Below are 17,065 nucleotides of genomic sequence, written 5' to 3'. Positions count from 1 at the left end.
CGCCGTACAGGCGGATGATATTCCACTCCCTTTTTTACTCCCTTTTTTACTCCCTTTTTTTGCACGATAACGGCGAAATCGTTTCCCCCACGGACGGCACAAGGTATTCGGCAAGCATGGTCCGCAAGTCATCAGGCAACGGTTCGCTCGTTTGGGTTTGGAAATTGAAATGGACGACCGCTGCCTCTCCGATGGCGATCAGTCTTCCTGTTTCCTCTTCCATGATGCGATGAATGCATTGAAAGCTTTTATTGCCGATCCGGGAGACATTGGTTTCCACGCGCAATCGTCGTCCGAAGAATCCTTGGTTGATAAAATCGCACTTGGTGGAAGCTAAAATAAAATGCCAGTCGTCCGTTCGCCCGCCGTAACGCAATTCATCAAACAGGCGGGTGCGCGCTTCTTCTAAATAAATAAAATAGCTAATGTTGCTTAAATGTCCGAGCGCATCAGTTTCACAAAAGCGTGGGTTGACGGTAATGATGTGCGTCTTCATTTCTCCCTCTTCCTTTCTTGCCTTTTTTTTGCCCCTTTCGCCCACAATATTCGTTTGGGTGAGCATTGGGCGGGAGCAAGTTTGATTTGTAGCTACCAACTAGTCAGTATGTTGTTTTTATCATACTCCGATTGGTTTGGATATGCAATTGTTTTGTTTTGGATTATTGATTATTTAGAACATTGTTTGTGATATAAAATGTTGTGACGAATCCAGTACGTCGCCGCGAAAGGATGAAAATCTCTTTCAATTAAGTTGAATTTTTGGTTTACACTTCGCCGATTGCCTGACACATTAGATTGCATCCGCATGTATCGAAGTGCAAATGGTAACGAACAATTGGAAATTCTTTATTGGAACCTATATAGTTTTGACATTTTCAGGGTAGATAAAAAAAGCCCGGCGAGGGCAGACGGGGCGTCTGCGGTCAACCGGCCCAAAGCGGCAAAAGAACGTATCCAACGAGCGACACGCCGGCGCAAAGGAGAGAGAGGCGCAATTTGTATTTCGCATAGCTCATCAAGTCCATATCCATAATGGCTGCGGTCGTGATCGTCGTATCACCAAGCGGCGAAGCAAAGGCGCCAAACGTCCCGCTCGCAAACACGGCGCCGACTGTCACCTCGAGCGGCGCCCCGGTCGCATGGGAAAGCGTGACGCCAAGCGGCATCAAAATGCCCCACGTTCCCCATGAAGAACCGATAAAGTATGATAAAAACGATCCGACCAAAAACACGGCCGCTGGCACGAATGCCCCCGGCAGCCATGTGCCGAACGTCGACGACACGTACTCCGCAAATCCGAGTTCCCCCGCCACCGCCGAGACCGCCCATACGAGAACGAGCATGCCGATCGGCGCCATCAGCTCGTTTCCTCCGGCAAAAAAGTGGTACGTCAACTCTGAGAGCGATTGTCGGCGCCACAAATAAAACATCATCGACAAAAGGATGGTCACAAACAGCGCCAACAGCATCGCCCATGTCGCATCGGCCGCGGAAAACGCCTCCCACCAATTCTCTGCCCCGCGTTTCCTCCCGTCGTACACGAAAAAGGCAAACGTCAGCGCGATTAACAGCGCCAGCGGGACAAACAAGTGCAACGGCTCCCCGTTGATCAGCGCCAGCTCCTTGCGCAATCCGAGCCCGTGCAGTGTATTCGTTTCCCCTTCTCCTTTTTTCGCCCGCGGTTTGCCGATCCGGATGTTCAACATCGTCGTCAACACCCCGACGGCCAGAGCGACAATCGCAAACAAGTTGTACGGCAGGCTGCGCAAAAACACGTCATACGGCGATTCGTGAATGTCGTTTTGCGCCAGCGCCGCGGCGACAACAGAAGTCATAAAGCCGACGAACGCTGTCGCCGCTGGCAAAAGCACGATGATCGGCTCGGTCGAGACGTCGATCATGTACGCCATGCGGCGGCGGTCGATGCGAAACTGGCGAAGGACCGCTTTCATCACTGGTCCAAGGAGCATAATGCGAAACATCGGCATAAAAAACGTCACCGGCACCGTCAGCCAAACGAACAACAAAATCCCCCGCTTCGAGCGGATGCGGCCGGAAAGTCTCTCGACAAACCCTTTGATCCCGCCGGTAATTTGCATCATGCCGACAAGCGAACCGAACAAATACAAAAACGCGGCCACCTTCATATGCTCCGGATCGGTCAGGGCGTGAAGAACAGCGGAAACAGCGCGCTCAATCGCGCCGACAGCCGACCACTCAAGGCAAAACGCTCCGACGAGCAATCCGGCCACGAGGCCGGGCAAAATTTCTTTCAGCCATACCGCCAACGGAATGATGAGCAGAAAAGGCAACAGCGACCACCATGTTCCTTCCACGTCGGCGCCTCCTTTGCGATGATGTTGTTACCAAGAAGGATAGCCATAATGTAGTTTTTTTATGATTTTCATTGATGATTTAGAACATAGTTTTACTTATAAAATTTATGTTGCCCGCGCAAACAAAAAAGCCGCGCTGCAGTTTGCAGCGTGGCCCACACTTCCATCCGCCCCGGGCTGGCTCCCAAACAACCTGGGGCACAGAAGGCGTTGTCATTTCCGACGGGCAAAATCAACGAAACGAAACTTATCAAGCCGATGCCGCGATTCCGTATATTGAAACAGCGTAGCATCGCTTAAATACACGTAGTTTTTGACGACAACGACGCGGTCATCGCCATGCAAATCCAAATAGCGCCGGTCTTCGTCCGTCGCTTCGTCGACCGATATTTCTTTTTTCGCAAAGCTGATCGGCAAATGCAGCTTCGTTTCCAAATATTCATAAATCGAGTCTTCGCAAATCTCTTTGGTCAATAGCGGCACATGCTTTTTCAGAAAAAAGTCTTTATCCAAAATAATCCGCTCTCCGCCGATTTCACGGACGCGCACGACTTTCCACACTTCGTCTTTGCTTGAGGCGCGCAGATGCTGCCTGAGCTCGCGATCCGGCTTGATGATCGCCAGTTCATGCACGATCGTCCGCACCGGCTGCTTCATCGTCTGCGCCAGTTCTTTAAAGCTGACCAATCCGGATACGGGAAAGTCATATTTGCCGACGTCAAGGACGATAGATCCTTTTCCTTTCATTTTTTGGATATAGCCGTGCTCGGACAACAAATGGAGCGCTTTGCGAATCGTCTCGCGCGACGTCTCATATCGGTCGGCGAGCTCATGTTCCGATGGCAGCTTGTCGTACGCCTTCCATTCTCCGCGGCGGATGCGGGAAATGAGATCATGGTAAATGGTTAAATATTTGTTTTCATGCATAAGAATCACCGCTTGTATTGTATCACGGCCGGCGCAAAAGATAAACAACCGATTCGTATGGGCGCAGTTGCATGCGGCGAAAATCGGCCGGCGCGTCCGAATAATTGGCAAGCAGCAGTTCTCCCGTATAGCCATCGGCTCCCGCTTCTTTCGGCAGCGTGAACGTCGTTTCGACTGGATAAAAATTGTTGACAACAAGCAGTTTTTCCCCATCGCCATGACGCATATAGGCGAAAATATACGGATCGTCCGCAAGCAGCAGCTCATAGCGCCCGGTCGTAATGAGATCATACTGTTTGCGCAACTCAATGAGCCGCTTATAGTGGTAGAAAATCGAGTCGCGGTCGGCGAGCGCCTGTTTCACGTTAATGCGCCGGTAGTTGTCGGCGACGCGAATCCACGGCGTCCCGGACGTGAAACCGGCATGCGGGCTGTCGTCCCATTGCATCGGCGTGCGTGAATTGTCGCGCGATTTTCGCTGCAAAATCTCAAGCACTTCCCGCTCGCTTTTGCCTTGTTCTCGCAAAATCCGGTACATGTTGAGCGACTCAACGTCGCGGTAGTCGCGAATATCGGTGAATTTCGGGTCCGTCATGCCGATTTCTTCGCCTTGGTAAATATAGGGCGTCCCTTGCATCAAATGGATCGTCGTCGCCAGCATTTTTGCTGATTCTTTCCAATATGCCCCGTCATCGCCATAGCGCGACACGATGCGCGGCTGATCGTGGTTGCACCAAAAGAGCGCATTCCAGCCCCCACCTTCATACATCCGGACTTGCCATTCGGACAAAATGCGTTTTAAGGCAAGGAAATCAAATGGGGCGACTGCCCATTTTTCTCCGTTCGGGTAATCGACCTTCAAGTGGTGAAAGTTAAACGTCATATTCAGCTCACGGTGTTTCGGGTTCGTGTAGCGGATGCAATGATCGATCGTCGTCGACGACATTTCCCCGACCGTCATGACGTCATATTTCGAAAACACTTCGCGGTTCATCTCTTGCAAAAACTCATGAATGCGCGGTCCGTCCGTATAAAAGCGGCGCCCGTCCCCCGGCGGCACCGAACCATCGTCATCCGGGAAGCGCTGGTCTTTTGACAACAAGTTGATGACGTCAAGCCGAAAGCCGTCCACTCCTTTTTTGAGCCAAAAATGCATCATGTCATAAATGCGGCGGCGCAGCTCTTCGTTTTCCCAGTTCAAGTCCGCTTGTGTCACATCGAACAAATGCAAGTAATATTGGCCGGTTTGTTCGTCGTATTCCCACGCCGAGCCGCCGAATTTCGACTGCCAATTGTTCGGCGCTCCGCCGTCCGGCTTCGGGTCGCGCCAAATGTAAAACGAGCGGTATGGGTTCGTCTTCGAGGAGCGCGCCTGCTGAAACCATTCATGGTCGGTTGAGGTATGGTTGACGACCATGTCCATCACCAGCTTCATGCCGCGCGCATGCACTTCGTGAAGCAGACGGTCAAAATCGTCCATCGTTCCGTATTCGTGATGGATGCGGAAATAATCGCTGATGTCATAACCGTTGTCGCGCTGCGGCGACGCGTAGATCGGCGTCAGCCAAATGACATCGACGCCCAGTTTTTGTAAATAATCGAGCTTCTCGATCACGCCCGGCAAATCGCCGATGCCGTCTCCATTCGTGTCGTAGAAGCTTTTCGGATAAATTTGATAAACGACCGCTTTTTTCCACCAAGGGGTTGTTGACATCTCTCTTCACCTCGTTCGTCGGGATAAAAACATACCATTGGCATCGGCGGCCAATGGTATGGTGGTAAATTGATGATTTCGCACATCGTTCTCTTGCTTCAACACACGGCAATCATTAGCGGGCGGCTTTACGCACTTTCCCAAAGACAAACGTCAGCGCAAACGGCACCGCAATCGCAATCGCCATGCCGATAAAGAACGGCGTCCACTTTTGCGGCACGATCGACAAGAAACCCGGCAGGCCGCCGACGCCGATCGACGGGGCCATCACTTTATTGATCGTGATGAACATGCCGGCGATTGCCGCCCCTGTCATCGCTGCGATAAACGGGAAGCGAAAGCGCAAGTTGACCCCGAACATCGCCGGTTCCGTGATGCCTAAATACGCGGAAACAGCCGACGTAAACGACAAACCGCGCAGCTTTTCCTCTTTCGTGACAAACATCATCGCCAACGCTGCCGAACCTTGGGCGATGTTTGACATGACCAAAATCGGCCATAAGAATGTGCCGCCGGTATTGGCAATCAGCTGCAAGTCAACCGGCAAGAACGTATGGTGCATCCCGGTGACGACAAGCGGCGCATACAGCGCTCCATACAACAATCCTCCAAGAGCCGGAACCGTGTCAAAAATCGTGACAAACAAGTGGGTAATGGCATTGCCGATCGCAAATGTGACCGGCCCGATGGCGATGAACGCCAAAAAGCCCGTAATGAGCAACGCAAGCGGCGCGACAAGCAACAGCTGAAACGCATCCGGAATGCGCTTGCGCAAAAACAGCTCCAGCTTCGCCAACACGTAGGAAGCCACCAGCACCGGCAGCACTTGCCCTTGGTAGCCGACTTTTTGCACTTCAAAGCCGAACAAGTTCCAAACCGGAATCTCTCCTTTTTCTTTCGCCGCTCCCCAGCCCCAAGCGTTGAGCAAATCTGGGTGGACGAGCATCAAACCAAGGACAATCCCTAAGAGCGGACTGCCCCCAAATTTCGTCACCGCCGACCATCCGATCAAACCGGGCAGGAAGACGAACGCCGTATTGGCGATCAAGTTGATCATGTTCGCCAAATCGGCCCATTCTTTGTGCACCTCGACAAACGATTTCCCTTCGTAAAAAATGCCTGGGCCTGTCAAGACGTTGTTAATACCCATTAACAAACCGGCCGTCACGATCGCCGGCAAGATTGGAATGAAAATATCAGCCAGCGTCTTAATCGCGCGTTGCAGCGGATTGAGCTTCGCTTCCGCAGCGTCTTTAATCTCCTGCTTTGTCGCCCGGCCAATGCCCGTCAGCTCGACAAGGTCGTCATACACTTTATCGACAAGCCCTTGGCCGATGACGACTTGGAACTGGCCGTTTGCCGAAAACGACCCTTTGACGACATCGATGCGCTCAAGCGCTTCCTTATTGACTTTTCCTTCCTCTTTGAGCGCAAACCGAAGCCGCGTCACACAATGCGTGGCGGCGACGATGTTTTCTTTGCCGCCGATGGCTTCAACGATTTGCGCGGCTGCTTGTTGGTATGCCCCCATGATGAACGCCTCCCTTTTCTTTCCTTAACGACCGCTATAGCGTTAAATCGCTTTCAGCAACCGGTTGCAAATAAACTTGTATATACAACCTGAATTAATTTTATCTTGTATATACAAGTTTGTCAACATCTTTCGATGACCTTCTTCATTTTTCGACAATAGTTGTTGTTTTTTTGCTAACTTCCACTTCTTTTGTTATGTTTTGTCAAGCGGCAGGAAAATCAACGACCGAGTAGGAAAATAAAACATAACGCAAATCAATGCCAAAAGACGAGAAAGGATGAGGGAATGCGATGAAAACATATACACTCCGCGAAGCAGCGAAAAAAATCGGGGTCACTGCCCGCGATTTGAAACAATGGGAAAAGCAGTTCGCCGGATCGATTGCCGTCCCACGCACAACCGAGGGGGCACGCATGTACACCGACGAGCTGATCGACCGGTTTCGCCATATCCGTACTTGGCTTGAGGACGGCCGCCATCCGCGCGAAGTGGCTGAAATGATCAGGCAAATGGACGGACAACCGGCAGAGCGAGCCAACGAGACAGCCGCTCAAGTGGAAACAGCCGTCATGGAAGGGGAAATCATCGATGTGCCCCGCCTGCTGCATCAAGGGATGCCATACATAGCTGAACAGTTAGTGGCCCGCTTAAAAGACGATATCGTCGACGCCTTGAAACAGGAAACGACAGCCACGGTCCGGCAAGCGATGGATGAGGTGAAAGGCCGCCTCGACTACATCGAGGAGCAAACGACGGCAGCTGCCGAAACGGTGCGCCGTTCGCTCCGCGATTACGAGGACGCATGGCAGCAAAAAACGGAACAGCTGCATGAACATTTGGAAACGGTCGTCGCGTTCTGTCAAGAGGAAAAAGTAAGACAGGAAGAGGAGCGAAAACAGCTCGAACTGCGCATTTTAGAACGGGAAAAAGCGTTTCGCGAGCTCGTGTTGTCGTTTCGGCAAACCGCTGCCAGCACCAGCGCTGCTCGAACACGGGCAAATAAATGGTGGAAGTTTTGGTGAAGACGATCTTGGCAGCAACGTGACAAGGGCACCCGTTTTGGATGCGCCATATCTCCTTCAAAAATCAAAAAAGGGCCCCGCCAAAACGCGGGCCCCCTTTTTGCGTCATATTCGGCGGCTCTCGGCCGCATGTCGTTTGATGGCTTCGATCAAGTGCGCTTCTTCTTGTTTGGTGACATGGAGGCGGACGCCATAATAGTAGGCGTGGACAAACGGTCTTTCCCAGACGAGCTGCCCCCGCAGCGTAAAGGGGGCAGCGTTTAGCCAAAACGAGATGTCAACCGGCGTTCCCCCTGTTGAAAAGGGAAGGCGGCCTTCCGTTTCGATTTTCATCCCGTGCGGACTTAGATCGTGAATGTAGACGCTGCGCTCGCCATCGGCTATGCGCAGTTCGGCCGGAAGCGGCCGACCAAACTGATACCGGAACGGTTCTTGACGTTTAAACCTCATCCTTCTTCCCCTTTTCCAAGCAGCTTCGCCGGCTCTTTCCAGACGTCAACCACCGGCCCGGCTTCGTCAGTGTCAACGACAAACGAACCCGTGCTGTAGCGGTCGGAGAGACGAAGGGAAGCGGCTTCGATCGTCTCGACCACCCCTTTTTCCGTCCGCAATCCGACCATTTCCTCATCGTTGCTGACAAAGACGGCGCCGACAACTCGGTGCGGATTGGACTTCACTTCGCGCACAATCACAACGCCGCGCTTCGCCCGTGAGGACGGCTCAAACTCGCTCATCGCCACTTTTTTCACCGCTCCGCGCTGCGTCACGACGACGAACGAGCCCCCCTCTTCTAGGCGAACGGGGCACGCAGCGGCGACAAAGTCCCCTTCCTTCAATTGAATCCCTTTCACGCCAGCCGCGCGCACGCCAACAAGGCTGATCTCCTCTTCGGCAAACAAGAGCCCATGTCCATCATGCGTCGCAAGCCAAAGATGGCCGCATCCATCCGTCGCGTAGACGGCGATGACGTCATCATCCTCTTTCACATTGACGGCCACAAGCGGGCGGGTGTAGCGCTGCACTTGGTATTGAGCGAGCTCCGTTCGCTTTACGAGCCCTTGTTTCGTCACAAAGATGAGCTGCTCCCCGGTGTCAAAGGAAGAGACTGGAACAGCGGCGACGAGTTCATCGTCGCGTTCAAGCGGAATGAGATGGGAAATGTGCTGGCCGACCTCTTTCCAACGGATGTCAGGGAGCGTATGCACCGGGCAGTATAAATAGTAGCCGCGGCGGGTGAAAAGCAAGAGCACATCGGTCGTATTCATCTCGAGCTGGGCGAGCAGCCGATCCGTTTCCTTCATGCCCATGTCTTGACCGTTTGAGGCGCTGTATGAACGATAGCTCGTCCGCTTCACATATCCTTCTTTTGTCACGGTGACGATCACATCTTCCGCCGGAATGAGCGCCTCCACCTTCACTTTCAGCTCTTCAATCTCCTCTTCAATCACCGTCCGCCGCTCATCGGCATATTGCTTTTTCATCGCCTTCAGCTCTTTTTTGATGACGCCAAGCAGCTTCTTTTCATCTGCGAGAATCGCCGTAAGTTCCGCAATCGCTTGATCCAGTTCTTCCGCTTCTTGACGCAGCGCCGTGATGTCGGTGTTCGTCAACCGATACAGCTGGAGCGTCACGATCGCCTCAGCCTGCGCTTCGGTGAATCCGTAATGAGCCATCAGCCGTTCTTTAGCGTCGCGCTTGTCGCTTGAAGCCCGAATCGTCGCAATCACCTCATCCAAAATGGAAAGCGCCCGAATCAAGCCGTCGACGATGTGCTTCCGCTCATTCGCTTTTTTCAGCTCAAAATGCGAGCGGTTGGTGACGACCTCTTTCCGGTGGGCGATGTAGGCATCCAACAGCTCTGGCAAGCTCATCAGCTTCGGCCGGCGCTCATGGATCGCCACCATGTTGAAGCTGTACGGCACTTGCAAATCCGTGTTTTTGTACAAGTAGTTGAGAATCGCTTCCGCATCGGCGTCTTTTTTCAATTCGATGACGATCGACAGCCCGTTCCGGTCCGTTTCATCGCGCACATCGGCGATGCCGTCGAGCTTTTTGTCGAGGCGAAGCTCGTCAATTTTTTTCACTAAATTCGCTTTGTTCACTTCATACGGCAGTTCCGTGATGACAATGTGCTTTTTCCCGCCTTTTCCCTGCTCGATGGCGGCTTTGGCGCGGATGATGATTTTCCCGCGGCCGGTCTCATACGCCTTGCGGATGCCGTCTTTCCCTTGGATGATGCCGCCGGTCGGAAAATCGGGGCCAGGAAGAACCGTCATCAGCTCGTCAACAGTGCAATCCGGCCGGTCGATCCGCATCAAGACGGCGTCGATCACCTCGCCAAGCGCATGCGGCGGAATGTCGGTCGCATAGCCGGCCGAAATCCCGGTCGAGCCGTTCACCAACAAATTCGGAAACATCGCCGGCAGGACGGTCGGCTCATCAGTCGTATCGTCAAAGTTCGGCACAAACGGAACCGTTTCTTTGTCAATATCGCGAAGCAATTCGGCGGCAATCGCCGACAGGCGCGCTTCCGTGTAGCGCATCGCCGCCGGCGGGTCGCCGTCGATGCTGCCGTTGTTGCCGTGCATCTCCACAAGCACGTTGCGCAGCTTCCAATCTTGGCTCATCCGCACCATCGCTTCATACACCGATGAGTCGCCGTGCGGATGAAAGTTGCCGATCACGTTTCCAACCGTTTTCGCCGCCTTGCGAAACGGTTTGTCAGCCGTGTTGCCGTCCATGTGCATCGCATATAAAATACGGCGCTGCACGGGCTTCAACCCGTCGCGCGCATCCGGGAGCGCCCGGTCTTGGATAATGTATTTGCTGTAGCGGCCAAAGCGGTCGCCCAACACATCTTCTAAAGGCAATTCCAACAATCGCTCTGCCATGATCTCTCTCCTTTCTTACAGGACATGAACACCAAAAAGGCGGCGCCTCTTCGTGCCGCCATCAACCAATCCATCCCGGTTCCTCTTCGAGTCCGAAGGCGACGTGCGTTTCGATCCATTTGCGGCGCGGCTCGACTTTGTCGCCCATGAGCGTCGTCACCCTCCGTTCGGCGCGGGCCGCATCTTCAATGCGCACGCGGATCAACGTGCGCGTCTCCGGGTTCATCGTCGTTTCCCATAATTGATCGGCGTTCATTTCGCCGAGCCCTTTATAGCGCTGAACCGTATAGCCGCGGCCCATTTTTTTCGTAATTTCTTTTAGCTGCTCGTCCGTCCAGGCATATTCGACGATTTCGTTTTTGCCGCTTTTTTTGCTGATTTTGTAAAGCGGCGGCAAGGCGATGTACACTTTTCCCGCTTCAATCAGCGGACGCATGTAGCGGTAAAAAAACGTCAAAAGCAGCACTTGAATATGGGCGCCGTCCGTGTCGGCATCGGTCATAATGATCACTTTGTCGTAGTTGACATCATCGAGCGAAAAATCAGCCCCGACGCCGCCGCCGATGGCGTGGATGATCGTATTGATTTCCTCGTTTTTCAAAATATCGCCAAGTTTCGCCTTTTCCGTGTTGATGACTTTTCCGCGCAGCGGAAGCACCGCCTGGAATCGACGGTCGCGCCCTTGTTTCGCCGAGCCGCCCGCCGAATCGCCTTCAACGAGATAGAGCTCATTTTTTTGCGGATTGCGCCCTTGCGCCGGCGTCAGCTTGCCGCTTAAGAGCGCCTCTTTCCCTTTCCGCTTTTTGCCGCTTCTCGCTTCTTCGCGCGCTTTGCGGGCTGCTTCACGCGCCTGATAGGCCCGGATCGCTTTCTTAATGAGCATCGCGCTTACGTCCGGGTTTTCTTGCAGAAAGTACATGAGCTGCTCGGACACCACCGCATCGACGGCCGAACGCGCTTCGCTCGTTCCGAGCTTTCCTTTCGTCTGCCCTTCAAACTGCAGCAAGTGCTCTGGGATGCGCACCGAAACGACCGCGGACAACCCTTCGCGAATATCGGTTCCTTCCAAATTTTTATCTTTTTCCTTGAGCAAACCGACACGGCGGGCGTATTCGTTAAAAACGCGCGTCATCGCCGTTTTCGCACCCGCCTCATGCGTGCCCCCGTCTTTTGTGCGCACGTTGTTGACAAACGACAGCACGTTTTCCGAATAACCGTCATGAAACTGGAACGCAAACTCGACTTCAATGCCGTTTTGCTCGCCAGCAAAATAAACGACCGGGTGGAGCACATCTTTCTCCTCATTCAAATAGGCGACAAACGCTTCAATTCCGTTTTCGTAGTAGAACACCTCCCGCATGCCGGTCCGTTCGTCAACGAGTTCAATTTTCAACCCTTTCAGCAAAAACGCCGATTCGCGCAGCCGTTCACTCAATGTTTCATAATCGAAGACCGTCGTGCTGAAAATCGTTGGGTCCGGCTTAAACTGGATGATCGTCCCGGTTTTGTTCGTCGTTCCAATTTTTTCGAGTGTCGTCACCGGTTTGCCTCCATGCTCAAACCGCTGCCGGTAAATGAAGCCATCTCGATGAATCGTGACGACCAGCCATTCTGATAAGGCGTTGACAACCGACGCCCCGACTCCGTGCAGACCGCCGCTCGTTTTATAGCCGCCTTGGCCGAATTTGCCGCCGGCATGAAGCACGGTCAAAATGACTTCCGGCGTCGGCTTGCCGAGCTTATGCATCCCGACCGGCATGCCGCGCCCCTCATCCAAAACCGTGATGCTGTTGTCTTTATGTATTTGCACTAAAATGTAGTTTCCGTATCCGGCCAACGCTTCATCGACCGAATTGTCAACAATTTCGTAGACAAGATGATGCAAGCCGCGGCTGTCGGTGCTGCCAATGTACATCCCCGGCCGCTTCCTGACGGCCTCAAGTCCTTCCAACACTTGAATGGCATCTTCGTTATATTCGTATATCGCTCGCTTTGCCACAAGGCCACCCCTTCCTACAAAAACAAGAACACCTGTTTCTATTGTACCATAAACTTCCCGACTGTCCATTGCCTTTTGACATCCCCCGACAAATTCGGACAAGTGCGACAAAAAAACGAAAGGACCATCTCGAACAAGATGGCCGTTTCATGGATTAAGCACGCTTGGTGAGCGCATGTTCCACTTTAATGCAGCGATCCATAATGACCGTGTAGCCTTTTTCTTTCAAAAAGCGATACGCCTCCTCATTGACGACGCCAAGCTGCGCCCAAAACACGTCGGCATCGATTTGCACAAACTCGCGGGCCAGCTCGGGCAAATGCTCGGAGCGGCGGAACACATCGACGATGTCAACATGGCCTTCGATATCGGTTAGTTTATCAACCGCCGGAATGCCTTCCCACTCATCGATCATCGGATTGACCGGAATGATTTCGTATCCAGCGTCTTTCATCGCTTTCGCCACCATATACGACTCGCGCTCCGGATTGTTGGACAATCCAACGACGGCAATCCGTTTCGCCTTGCGCAAAATCTCGCCGATTTCCTCCCGGCTCGGGTTGACAATGGACATCCGGGTTCTCTCCTTCCTTTATTCTCCTTTTTGCTGTACTAGTTTCGCGATTGTCAAAGAAAAATCCTTCTGAATGGAACGGAAAATCTTTTCTTTTGAGATTCCACATAGCGTTTGATGGTTTCACTGGACACCGTCCCCGCTGTACTCACAAAGAAAGAGCGTGTCCAAAGACTCAACAGATGAGACAAGTGCTGAAATTCTTGTCTTAATCGTCTGCAGGTCACTCCTTTCACTTTTGCCATCATAATCTGATGGAGAATTAGAAGGGAGACCATTCAAAAATAGCGGAATTTATACCGAATCGAACTCTGGCCCGCCAACAAACATGCCATGGCGTTTGGTCGCCCTCGGTGAATCCGAACGCGGCGAAATCATGGTGCAACAAAAGCTAAAATTTTCCCGAACGAAAAATCGAGTAAAGCAGCCAACCGAATAGAAAAGCGGACGCACCCAATCCGATTTCAACAGCAGGAATATTCCACAGCAACGTCGACGGCCGACCGAGCGATGAAGCGATCATCAGGCCGACGAGGACGATGCTCAGCGAAAGAAGAACGATGCTAAACGACAGCCGGTTCGTAATCTGATCGAGCTTCTGCAGCAGCGCTTCCAAATCAGGAGCCGTGATTTCCAATCGAAGCTTGCCATGCCGCATCATTTTCGTCCATTCCTTTACGCCCTCCGGCAGTCGGAGCAGCCATTCACCATAATCAAAAATCCGCTTCCACGCTGTTTCTGCCACGCGATCAGGCCGAAGACGCTCTTTCATCAGCTTTCTCCCAAACGGTTCGGCAACGTCCATGATGCGAAACTGCGGGTCAAGCGTCTCCACGACCCCTTCGACCGTCAACAGCGCTTTCCCTAACAGCGTCAAATCGCTTGGGATGCGAATGCCATGGCGAAATGCCACCGAAAGCAAATCCTCGACGGCTTCCCCAAGACTGATCTCACCGAGCGGGACGCGGTAGTATTTCTCCCGCAACTCGTCAATATCATCGCGCAATTTTCCTTCATCGACCCCGTCAGGGACAATCCCTAAACCGTAAATCGCACCCAACACCCCATCCGTGTTTTGCCGCATTAAGGCGATGATGAGTGAAGAAAGATGATGTTTGACATGAGGTCGAAGGCGGCCCATCAAGCCAAAGTCAATGAAGGAAAGCGTTCCATCGTGGAGAACAAATACATTGCCAGGATGAGGGTCGCCATGAAAAAATCCATGCTCAAACATTTGTTTAAAGGTTGCTTCAGCCAAACGCTCGGCGATCGTTTTTAAGGAGTGGCCGTTCGCTTTCAGCCGCTCGAGCTCCCCAAGTTTCATTCCTTCGACATATTCCATCGTGAGCACTGTTTTCGTCGTATAATCCCAAAACACCTTCGGGACATACACCGACGAATCACCGGCAAACTGCTGTGCAAACCGTTCCGCATGGCGCGCCTCGACTGTATAATCCAGCTCCTGCCGTAATGAACGCGCCAGTTCATCGACAATCTCAGACAATTGGTAGGTTGCCGCCCAATCGAGACGACGTTCCGCCAGCACGGCCAAATCTTGCAAAATTTCCAGATCCGTCTCCACCCGCGCAGCGATGTGCGGACGCTGCACTTTCACCGCCACGGCTTGTCCGGAAGGAAGAACCGCCCGGTGCACTTGTCCGAGTGAAGCGGCAGCGAGCGGCGTTTCGTCAAATGAACGAAACAAGGTTTCAAGCGAGCCCCCAAGTTCTGTTTCCACCGTCCGGCGAACGTCGGCAAACGGAAACGGCGGAACTTGGTCTTGCAGTTTTTCGAGCTCGCTGATGATCGGAGCGGGAATCAAATCCGGCCGTGTGCTGGCAATTTGCCCGAGCTTCACGAACGTCGGGCCGAGCTCCTCGAGCACAAGGCGGAGCCGCTCCCCAACCGTTTTTCCTTCCTTTTTCCCTTGCTCCGCTCTCCATCGCGGCGGCAAAGAAAGAAAAGCCGAAAAGCCGAGCTCATCGACGATCATCCCGAATCCGTGCCGAAGCAAGGAGACGGCGATTTCGTGATACCTTCCGATATGGCGCATCCGTTTTCCGATCATCGGGACATCTCTCCTAAGGCGGCAAAAAGCGAGCGGACAGGCCGCATCGGTTTACTGCCCGCTTTGTTCCTTTTCTTCAAGACGGCGGATTCGCTCCTCGAGTTGCCGCACGTCTTCTTTCGTCGCCAAGTCAAGTTTATCGATCACCTGCTTGATTTGCTCGCGTACAAGCCGCTGCACTTCCGTTTTCCGCGCTTCGGTCTGCTGCTTCCATTGATCGATCACTTCCTTCGATTCGTCAAGCGACAATTCCCCTTTTTTGACAAGCTCGTCAATGATCTTTTCCACTTGTTCTTTGCTTGCAATCGCCAGTCCCAGCCCGAATGCCAATCCTTTTTTCAAAATGCTCATTCGTTTGTAGCCTCCTTGTACCATTCTGTTTTCCTTATTGTACCATTCTTTGGTGATCCATGTCGAGCCAGACGGCAGCTCTTTTGTACTAGGAGACAGGCCGATGCGGCATGCTATCGTTGGACAACGATTCACAGGAACTCCTTCATGTTTTCGATGCAACCCGGTCACAAGCGCACAAAAAAGACGGCAAGAATCACTCTTGCCGTCATAGAGATGGGCCTAAGTGGACTTGAACCACCGACCTCACGCTTATCAGGCGTGCGCTCTGACCAGCTGAGCTATAGGCCCGCTCATAAAGTGGAGGGGGACGGATTCGAACCGCCGAACCCAAAGGGAGCGGATTTACAGTCCGCCGCGTTTAGCCACTTCGCTACCCCTCCGTAATCGTGATGCCGACTGCAGGACTCGAACCCGCAACCTACTGATTACGATTCAGTTGCTCTACCAATTGAGCTAAGTCGGCATAAGATGAATTAAGAAGGTGGCTCATTGTTGAGCTCTGTGCCTCTTCCTCTACAAGCTGATTCGAAGAAGCGGGATGCGTCGAGGCAACTCGCAGCGGATTCGATGATGCTTATGCTCGTCTCTACCAATTGAGCTAAATCAATATTTATGGCGGAGGAGGAGGGATTCGAACCCCCGCGGGCTGTGACACCCCTATCGGTTTTCGAAACCGACCCCTTCAGCCAGACTTGGGTACTCCTCCGTAGCTGTTTGGAGCGATGCGGTCGAGAGGACTTGAACCTCCACGGGGTTGCCCCCACTAGGCCCTCAACCTAGCGCGTCTGCCATTCCGCCACGACCGCATACAATGGAGCGTAGGGGATTTGAACCCCTGACCTCTTCGCTGCCAGCGAAGCGTTCTCCCCCTGAACTAACGCCCCATGATGGTGGAGTATACTGGGATCGAACCAGTGACCCCCACGCTGTCAACGTGGTGCTCTCCCGCTGAGCTAATACTCCACGTTGTTTGCCTAGCAGCGACCTACTCTTGCAGGGGCGCTGGCCCCAACTACCATCGGCGCTGGAGGGCTTAACTTCCGTGTTCGGGATGGGAACGGGTGTTTCCCCTCCGCTATCACCACTAGGCAATGGCGACGATTTTTATTATAAAGCAATCCAAAAGTTTGTCAAGTTTTTTTGTATCTTTTATTTCAGTTCTTTCAGAATCGGAACGACAATGTAAAATCTACTATAAAAAAATGAAAGAGTCAACCCTCTTTTTCATTTTTTTCGATCTTCACTGTCCCTTTCTCTAAAGTTCTTGTCATCCCCTTCCTTATGCGCGTATAATAAAAGAAGCAGGAACGTACAATAAAGCAGGGCATTGGCGGCCACCAATGCCCTGTCCATACACAGCCGCTGCAAGAAGCGCAGTGGCCCAAGCCTCGGGCATCGTAACCTACCCTCGCCTCGGCCTAGCAGGGTGGGTTACTTTTTGTCTTTTGATACGGCGATCACCGCGACGATGAGTGACGCAAACGCAATCATGAGCGTCAGCGCGTCGGCAATCGACATCATCAGCACCACCCCCTTTCGTTCAGGGAGTGGCCACTGCCCACCCTGCATATGGCTGTGCATGTTTCATTATACCATCAAATCAAGCAAACGCGAATATACATTCGCATCCTCGTTGAAAATTAGGA

13 protein-coding genes, 7 tRNA genes, 1 rRNA gene and 1 pseudogene are annotated in these 17,065 nt (G+C 52.8%); 1 reads left to right on the top strand and 21 read right to left on the bottom strand.

Going from position 1 to position 17,065, the window contains the following annotated elements; translation table 11 throughout:
• Positions 1-46: 46 nt before the first annotated feature.
• From B1A75_RS13850 to treP, 5 genes are all read right to left on the bottom strand, one after another.
• A complete protein-coding gene (locus B1A75_RS13850) occupies positions 47-496 on the bottom strand; it encodes an acyl-CoA thioesterase (protein WP_074043620.1) in 450 nt (149 codons plus the stop codon).
• Positions 497-923: 427 nt separating this feature from the next.
• Positions 924-2,336, bottom strand: a complete 1,413-nt coding sequence (locus tag B1A75_RS13845; RefSeq protein ID WP_079936371.1) for a Na+/H+ antiporter NhaC family protein — start codon at positions 2,334-2,336, stop codon at positions 924-926.
• Between the two features lie 213 nt (positions 2,337-2,549).
• The gene (gene treR, locus B1A75_RS13840) at positions 2,550-3,263 is read right to left on the bottom strand and encodes a trehalose operon repressor (protein WP_079936370.1); all 714 of its coding nucleotides are present in this window, start codon (positions 3,261-3,263) and stop codon (positions 2,550-2,552) included.
• A 22-nt stretch (positions 3,264-3,285) separates the two neighbouring features.
• Positions 3,286-4,977, bottom strand: a complete 1,692-nt coding sequence (treC, locus tag B1A75_RS13835) for an alpha,alpha-phosphotrehalase (RefSeq protein WP_074043623.1) — start codon at positions 4,975-4,977, stop codon at positions 3,286-3,288.
• A gap of 115 nt (positions 4,978-5,092) precedes the next feature.
• Entirely contained in the window at positions 5,093-6,508 is a 1,416-nt protein-coding gene (gene treP, locus B1A75_RS13830) for a PTS system trehalose-specific EIIBC component (RefSeq protein WP_079936369.1), read from the bottom strand.
• Between the two features lie 293 nt (positions 6,509-6,801).
• On the opposite strand from treP, the gene B1A75_RS13825 reads away from it, so the two are divergent.
• Positions 6,802-7,533 carry a MerR family transcriptional regulator gene (locus B1A75_RS13825; protein ID WP_079936368.1) on the top strand — a complete coding sequence of 244 codons (732 nt, stop codon included), beginning with the start codon at positions 6,802-6,804 and terminating at the stop codon, positions 7,531-7,533.
• Between the two features lie 105 nt (positions 7,534-7,638).
• Here the strand turns inward: B1A75_RS13825 and B1A75_RS13820 are convergent, their stop codons facing one another.
• The 16 genes and pseudogenes from B1A75_RS13820 to B1A75_RS20335 all read right to left on the bottom strand — a co-directional run bounded on the left by B1A75_RS13820 (position 7,639) and on the right by B1A75_RS20335 (position 16,940).
• Positions 7,639-7,983, bottom strand: coding sequence for a PilZ domain-containing protein (locus tag B1A75_RS13820; protein WP_074043626.1), 345 nt, complete (start codon positions 7,981-7,983; stop codon positions 7,639-7,641).
• Positions 7,980-10,424, bottom strand: a complete 2,445-nt coding sequence (parC, locus tag B1A75_RS13815; RefSeq protein WP_074043627.1) for a DNA topoisomerase IV subunit A — start codon at positions 10,422-10,424, stop codon at positions 7,980-7,982. Before parC ends, B1A75_RS13820 begins: the two co-directional genes overlap by 4 nt.
• 61 nt (positions 10,425-10,485) lie before the next feature.
• Positions 10,486-12,423 (bottom strand): DNA topoisomerase IV subunit B, encoded by a 1,938-nt coding sequence (gene parE, locus B1A75_RS13810; protein WP_079936367.1) that lies wholly within the window; start codon positions 12,421-12,423, stop codon positions 10,486-10,488.
• Positions 12,424-12,577: 154 nt separating this feature from the next.
• Entirely contained in the window at positions 12,578-12,997 is a 420-nt protein-coding gene (locus B1A75_RS13805; protein ID WP_074043629.1) for a CoA-binding protein, read from the bottom strand.
• Between the two features lie 53 nt (positions 12,998-13,050).
• Positions 13,051-13,291, bottom strand: a pseudogene (gene tnpA / locus B1A75_RS13800) (IS200/IS605 family transposase); the annotation flags it as partial.
• Between the two features lie 97 nt (positions 13,292-13,388).
• Entirely contained in the window at positions 13,389-15,065 is a 1,677-nt protein-coding gene (locus tag B1A75_RS13795; RefSeq protein WP_074043630.1) for an ABC1 kinase family protein, read from the bottom strand.
• A 51-nt stretch (positions 15,066-15,116) separates the two neighbouring features.
• Entirely contained in the window at positions 15,117-15,416 is a 300-nt protein-coding gene (locus B1A75_RS13790; RefSeq protein WP_011231247.1) for a phasin family protein, read from the bottom strand.
• Positions 15,417-15,633: 217 nt separating this feature from the next.
• A tRNA-Ile gene (locus B1A75_RS13785) sits at positions 15,634-15,707 on the bottom strand.
• Between the two features lie 10 nt (positions 15,708-15,717).
• A tRNA-Tyr gene (locus tag B1A75_RS13780) sits at positions 15,718-15,799 on the bottom strand.
• 10 nt (positions 15,800-15,809) lie between these two features.
• A tRNA-Thr gene (locus B1A75_RS13775) sits at positions 15,810-15,882 on the bottom strand.
• Positions 15,883-16,032: 150 nt separating this feature from the next.
• A tRNA-Ser gene (locus tag B1A75_RS13770) sits at positions 16,033-16,125 on the bottom strand.
• Between the two features lie 17 nt (positions 16,126-16,142).
• Positions 16,143-16,225 (bottom strand) — tRNA-Leu (locus B1A75_RS13765).
• A gap of 6 nt (positions 16,226-16,231) precedes the next feature.
• A tRNA-Ala gene (locus B1A75_RS13760) sits at positions 16,232-16,303 on the bottom strand.
• A gap of 4 nt (positions 16,304-16,307) precedes the next feature.
• Positions 16,308-16,382, bottom strand: a tRNA-Val gene (locus tag B1A75_RS13755).
• Positions 16,383-16,391: 9 nt separating this feature from the next.
• Positions 16,392-16,508 (bottom strand): 5S ribosomal RNA (rrf, locus tag B1A75_RS13750).
• A gap of 342 nt (positions 16,509-16,850) precedes the next feature.
• Positions 16,851-16,940, bottom strand: a complete 90-nt coding sequence (locus B1A75_RS20335; RefSeq protein WP_021322622.1) for a putative holin-like toxin — start codon at positions 16,938-16,940, stop codon at positions 16,851-16,853.
• Positions 16,941-17,065: the final 125 nt, after the last annotated feature.

It is taken from the genome of Geobacillus sp. LEMMY01 (genome assembly GCF_002042905.1).
GTDB classification, from domain to species: Bacteria; Bacillota; Bacilli; order Bacillales; family Anoxybacillaceae; genus Geobacillus; species Geobacillus proteiniphilus.
This window is presented reverse-complemented; position numbering and strand designations above follow the sequence as displayed.

Bases quoted from the DNA above. Each gene is read 5' to 3' on its own strand.
- B1A75_RS13850 (WP_074043620.1), bottom strand. From the start codon at position 496: ATGAAGACGCACATCATTACCGTCAACCCACGCTTTTGTGAAACTGAT.
- treR (WP_079936370.1), bottom strand. From the start codon at position 3,263: ATGCATGAAAACAAATATTTAACCATTTACCATGATCTCATTTCCCGC.
- treC (WP_074043623.1), bottom strand. From the start codon at position 4,977: ATGTCAACAACCCCTTGGTGGAAAAAAGCGGTCGTTTATCAAATTTAT.
- treP (WP_079936369.1), bottom strand. From the start codon at position 6,508: ATGGGGGCATACCAACAAGCAGCCGCGCAAATCGTTGAAGCCATCGGC.
- B1A75_RS13825 (WP_079936368.1), top strand. From the start codon at position 6,802: ATGAAAACATATACACTCCGCGAAGCAGCGAAAAAAATCGGGGTCACT.
- B1A75_RS13820 (WP_074043626.1), bottom strand. From the start codon at position 7,983: ATGAGGTTTAAACGTCAAGAACCGTTCCGGTATCAGTTTGGTCGGCCG.
- parC (WP_074043627.1), bottom strand. From the start codon at position 10,424: ATGGCAGAGCGATTGTTGGAATTGCCTTTAGAAGATGTGTTGGGCGAC.
- B1A75_RS13805 (WP_074043629.1), bottom strand. From the start codon at position 12,997: ATGTCCATTGTCAACCCGAGCCGGGAGGAAATCGGCGAGATTTTGCGC.
- B1A75_RS13795 (WP_074043630.1), bottom strand. From the start codon at position 15,065: ATGATCGGAAAACGGATGCGCCATATCGGAAGGTATCACGAAATCGCC.
- B1A75_RS13790 (WP_011231247.1), bottom strand. From the start codon at position 15,416: ATGAGCATTTTGAAAAAAGGATTGGCATTCGGGCTGGGACTGGCGATT.
- B1A75_RS20335 (WP_021322622.1), bottom strand. From the start codon at position 16,940: ATGATGTCGATTGCCGACGCGCTGACGCTCATGATTGCGTTTGCGTCA.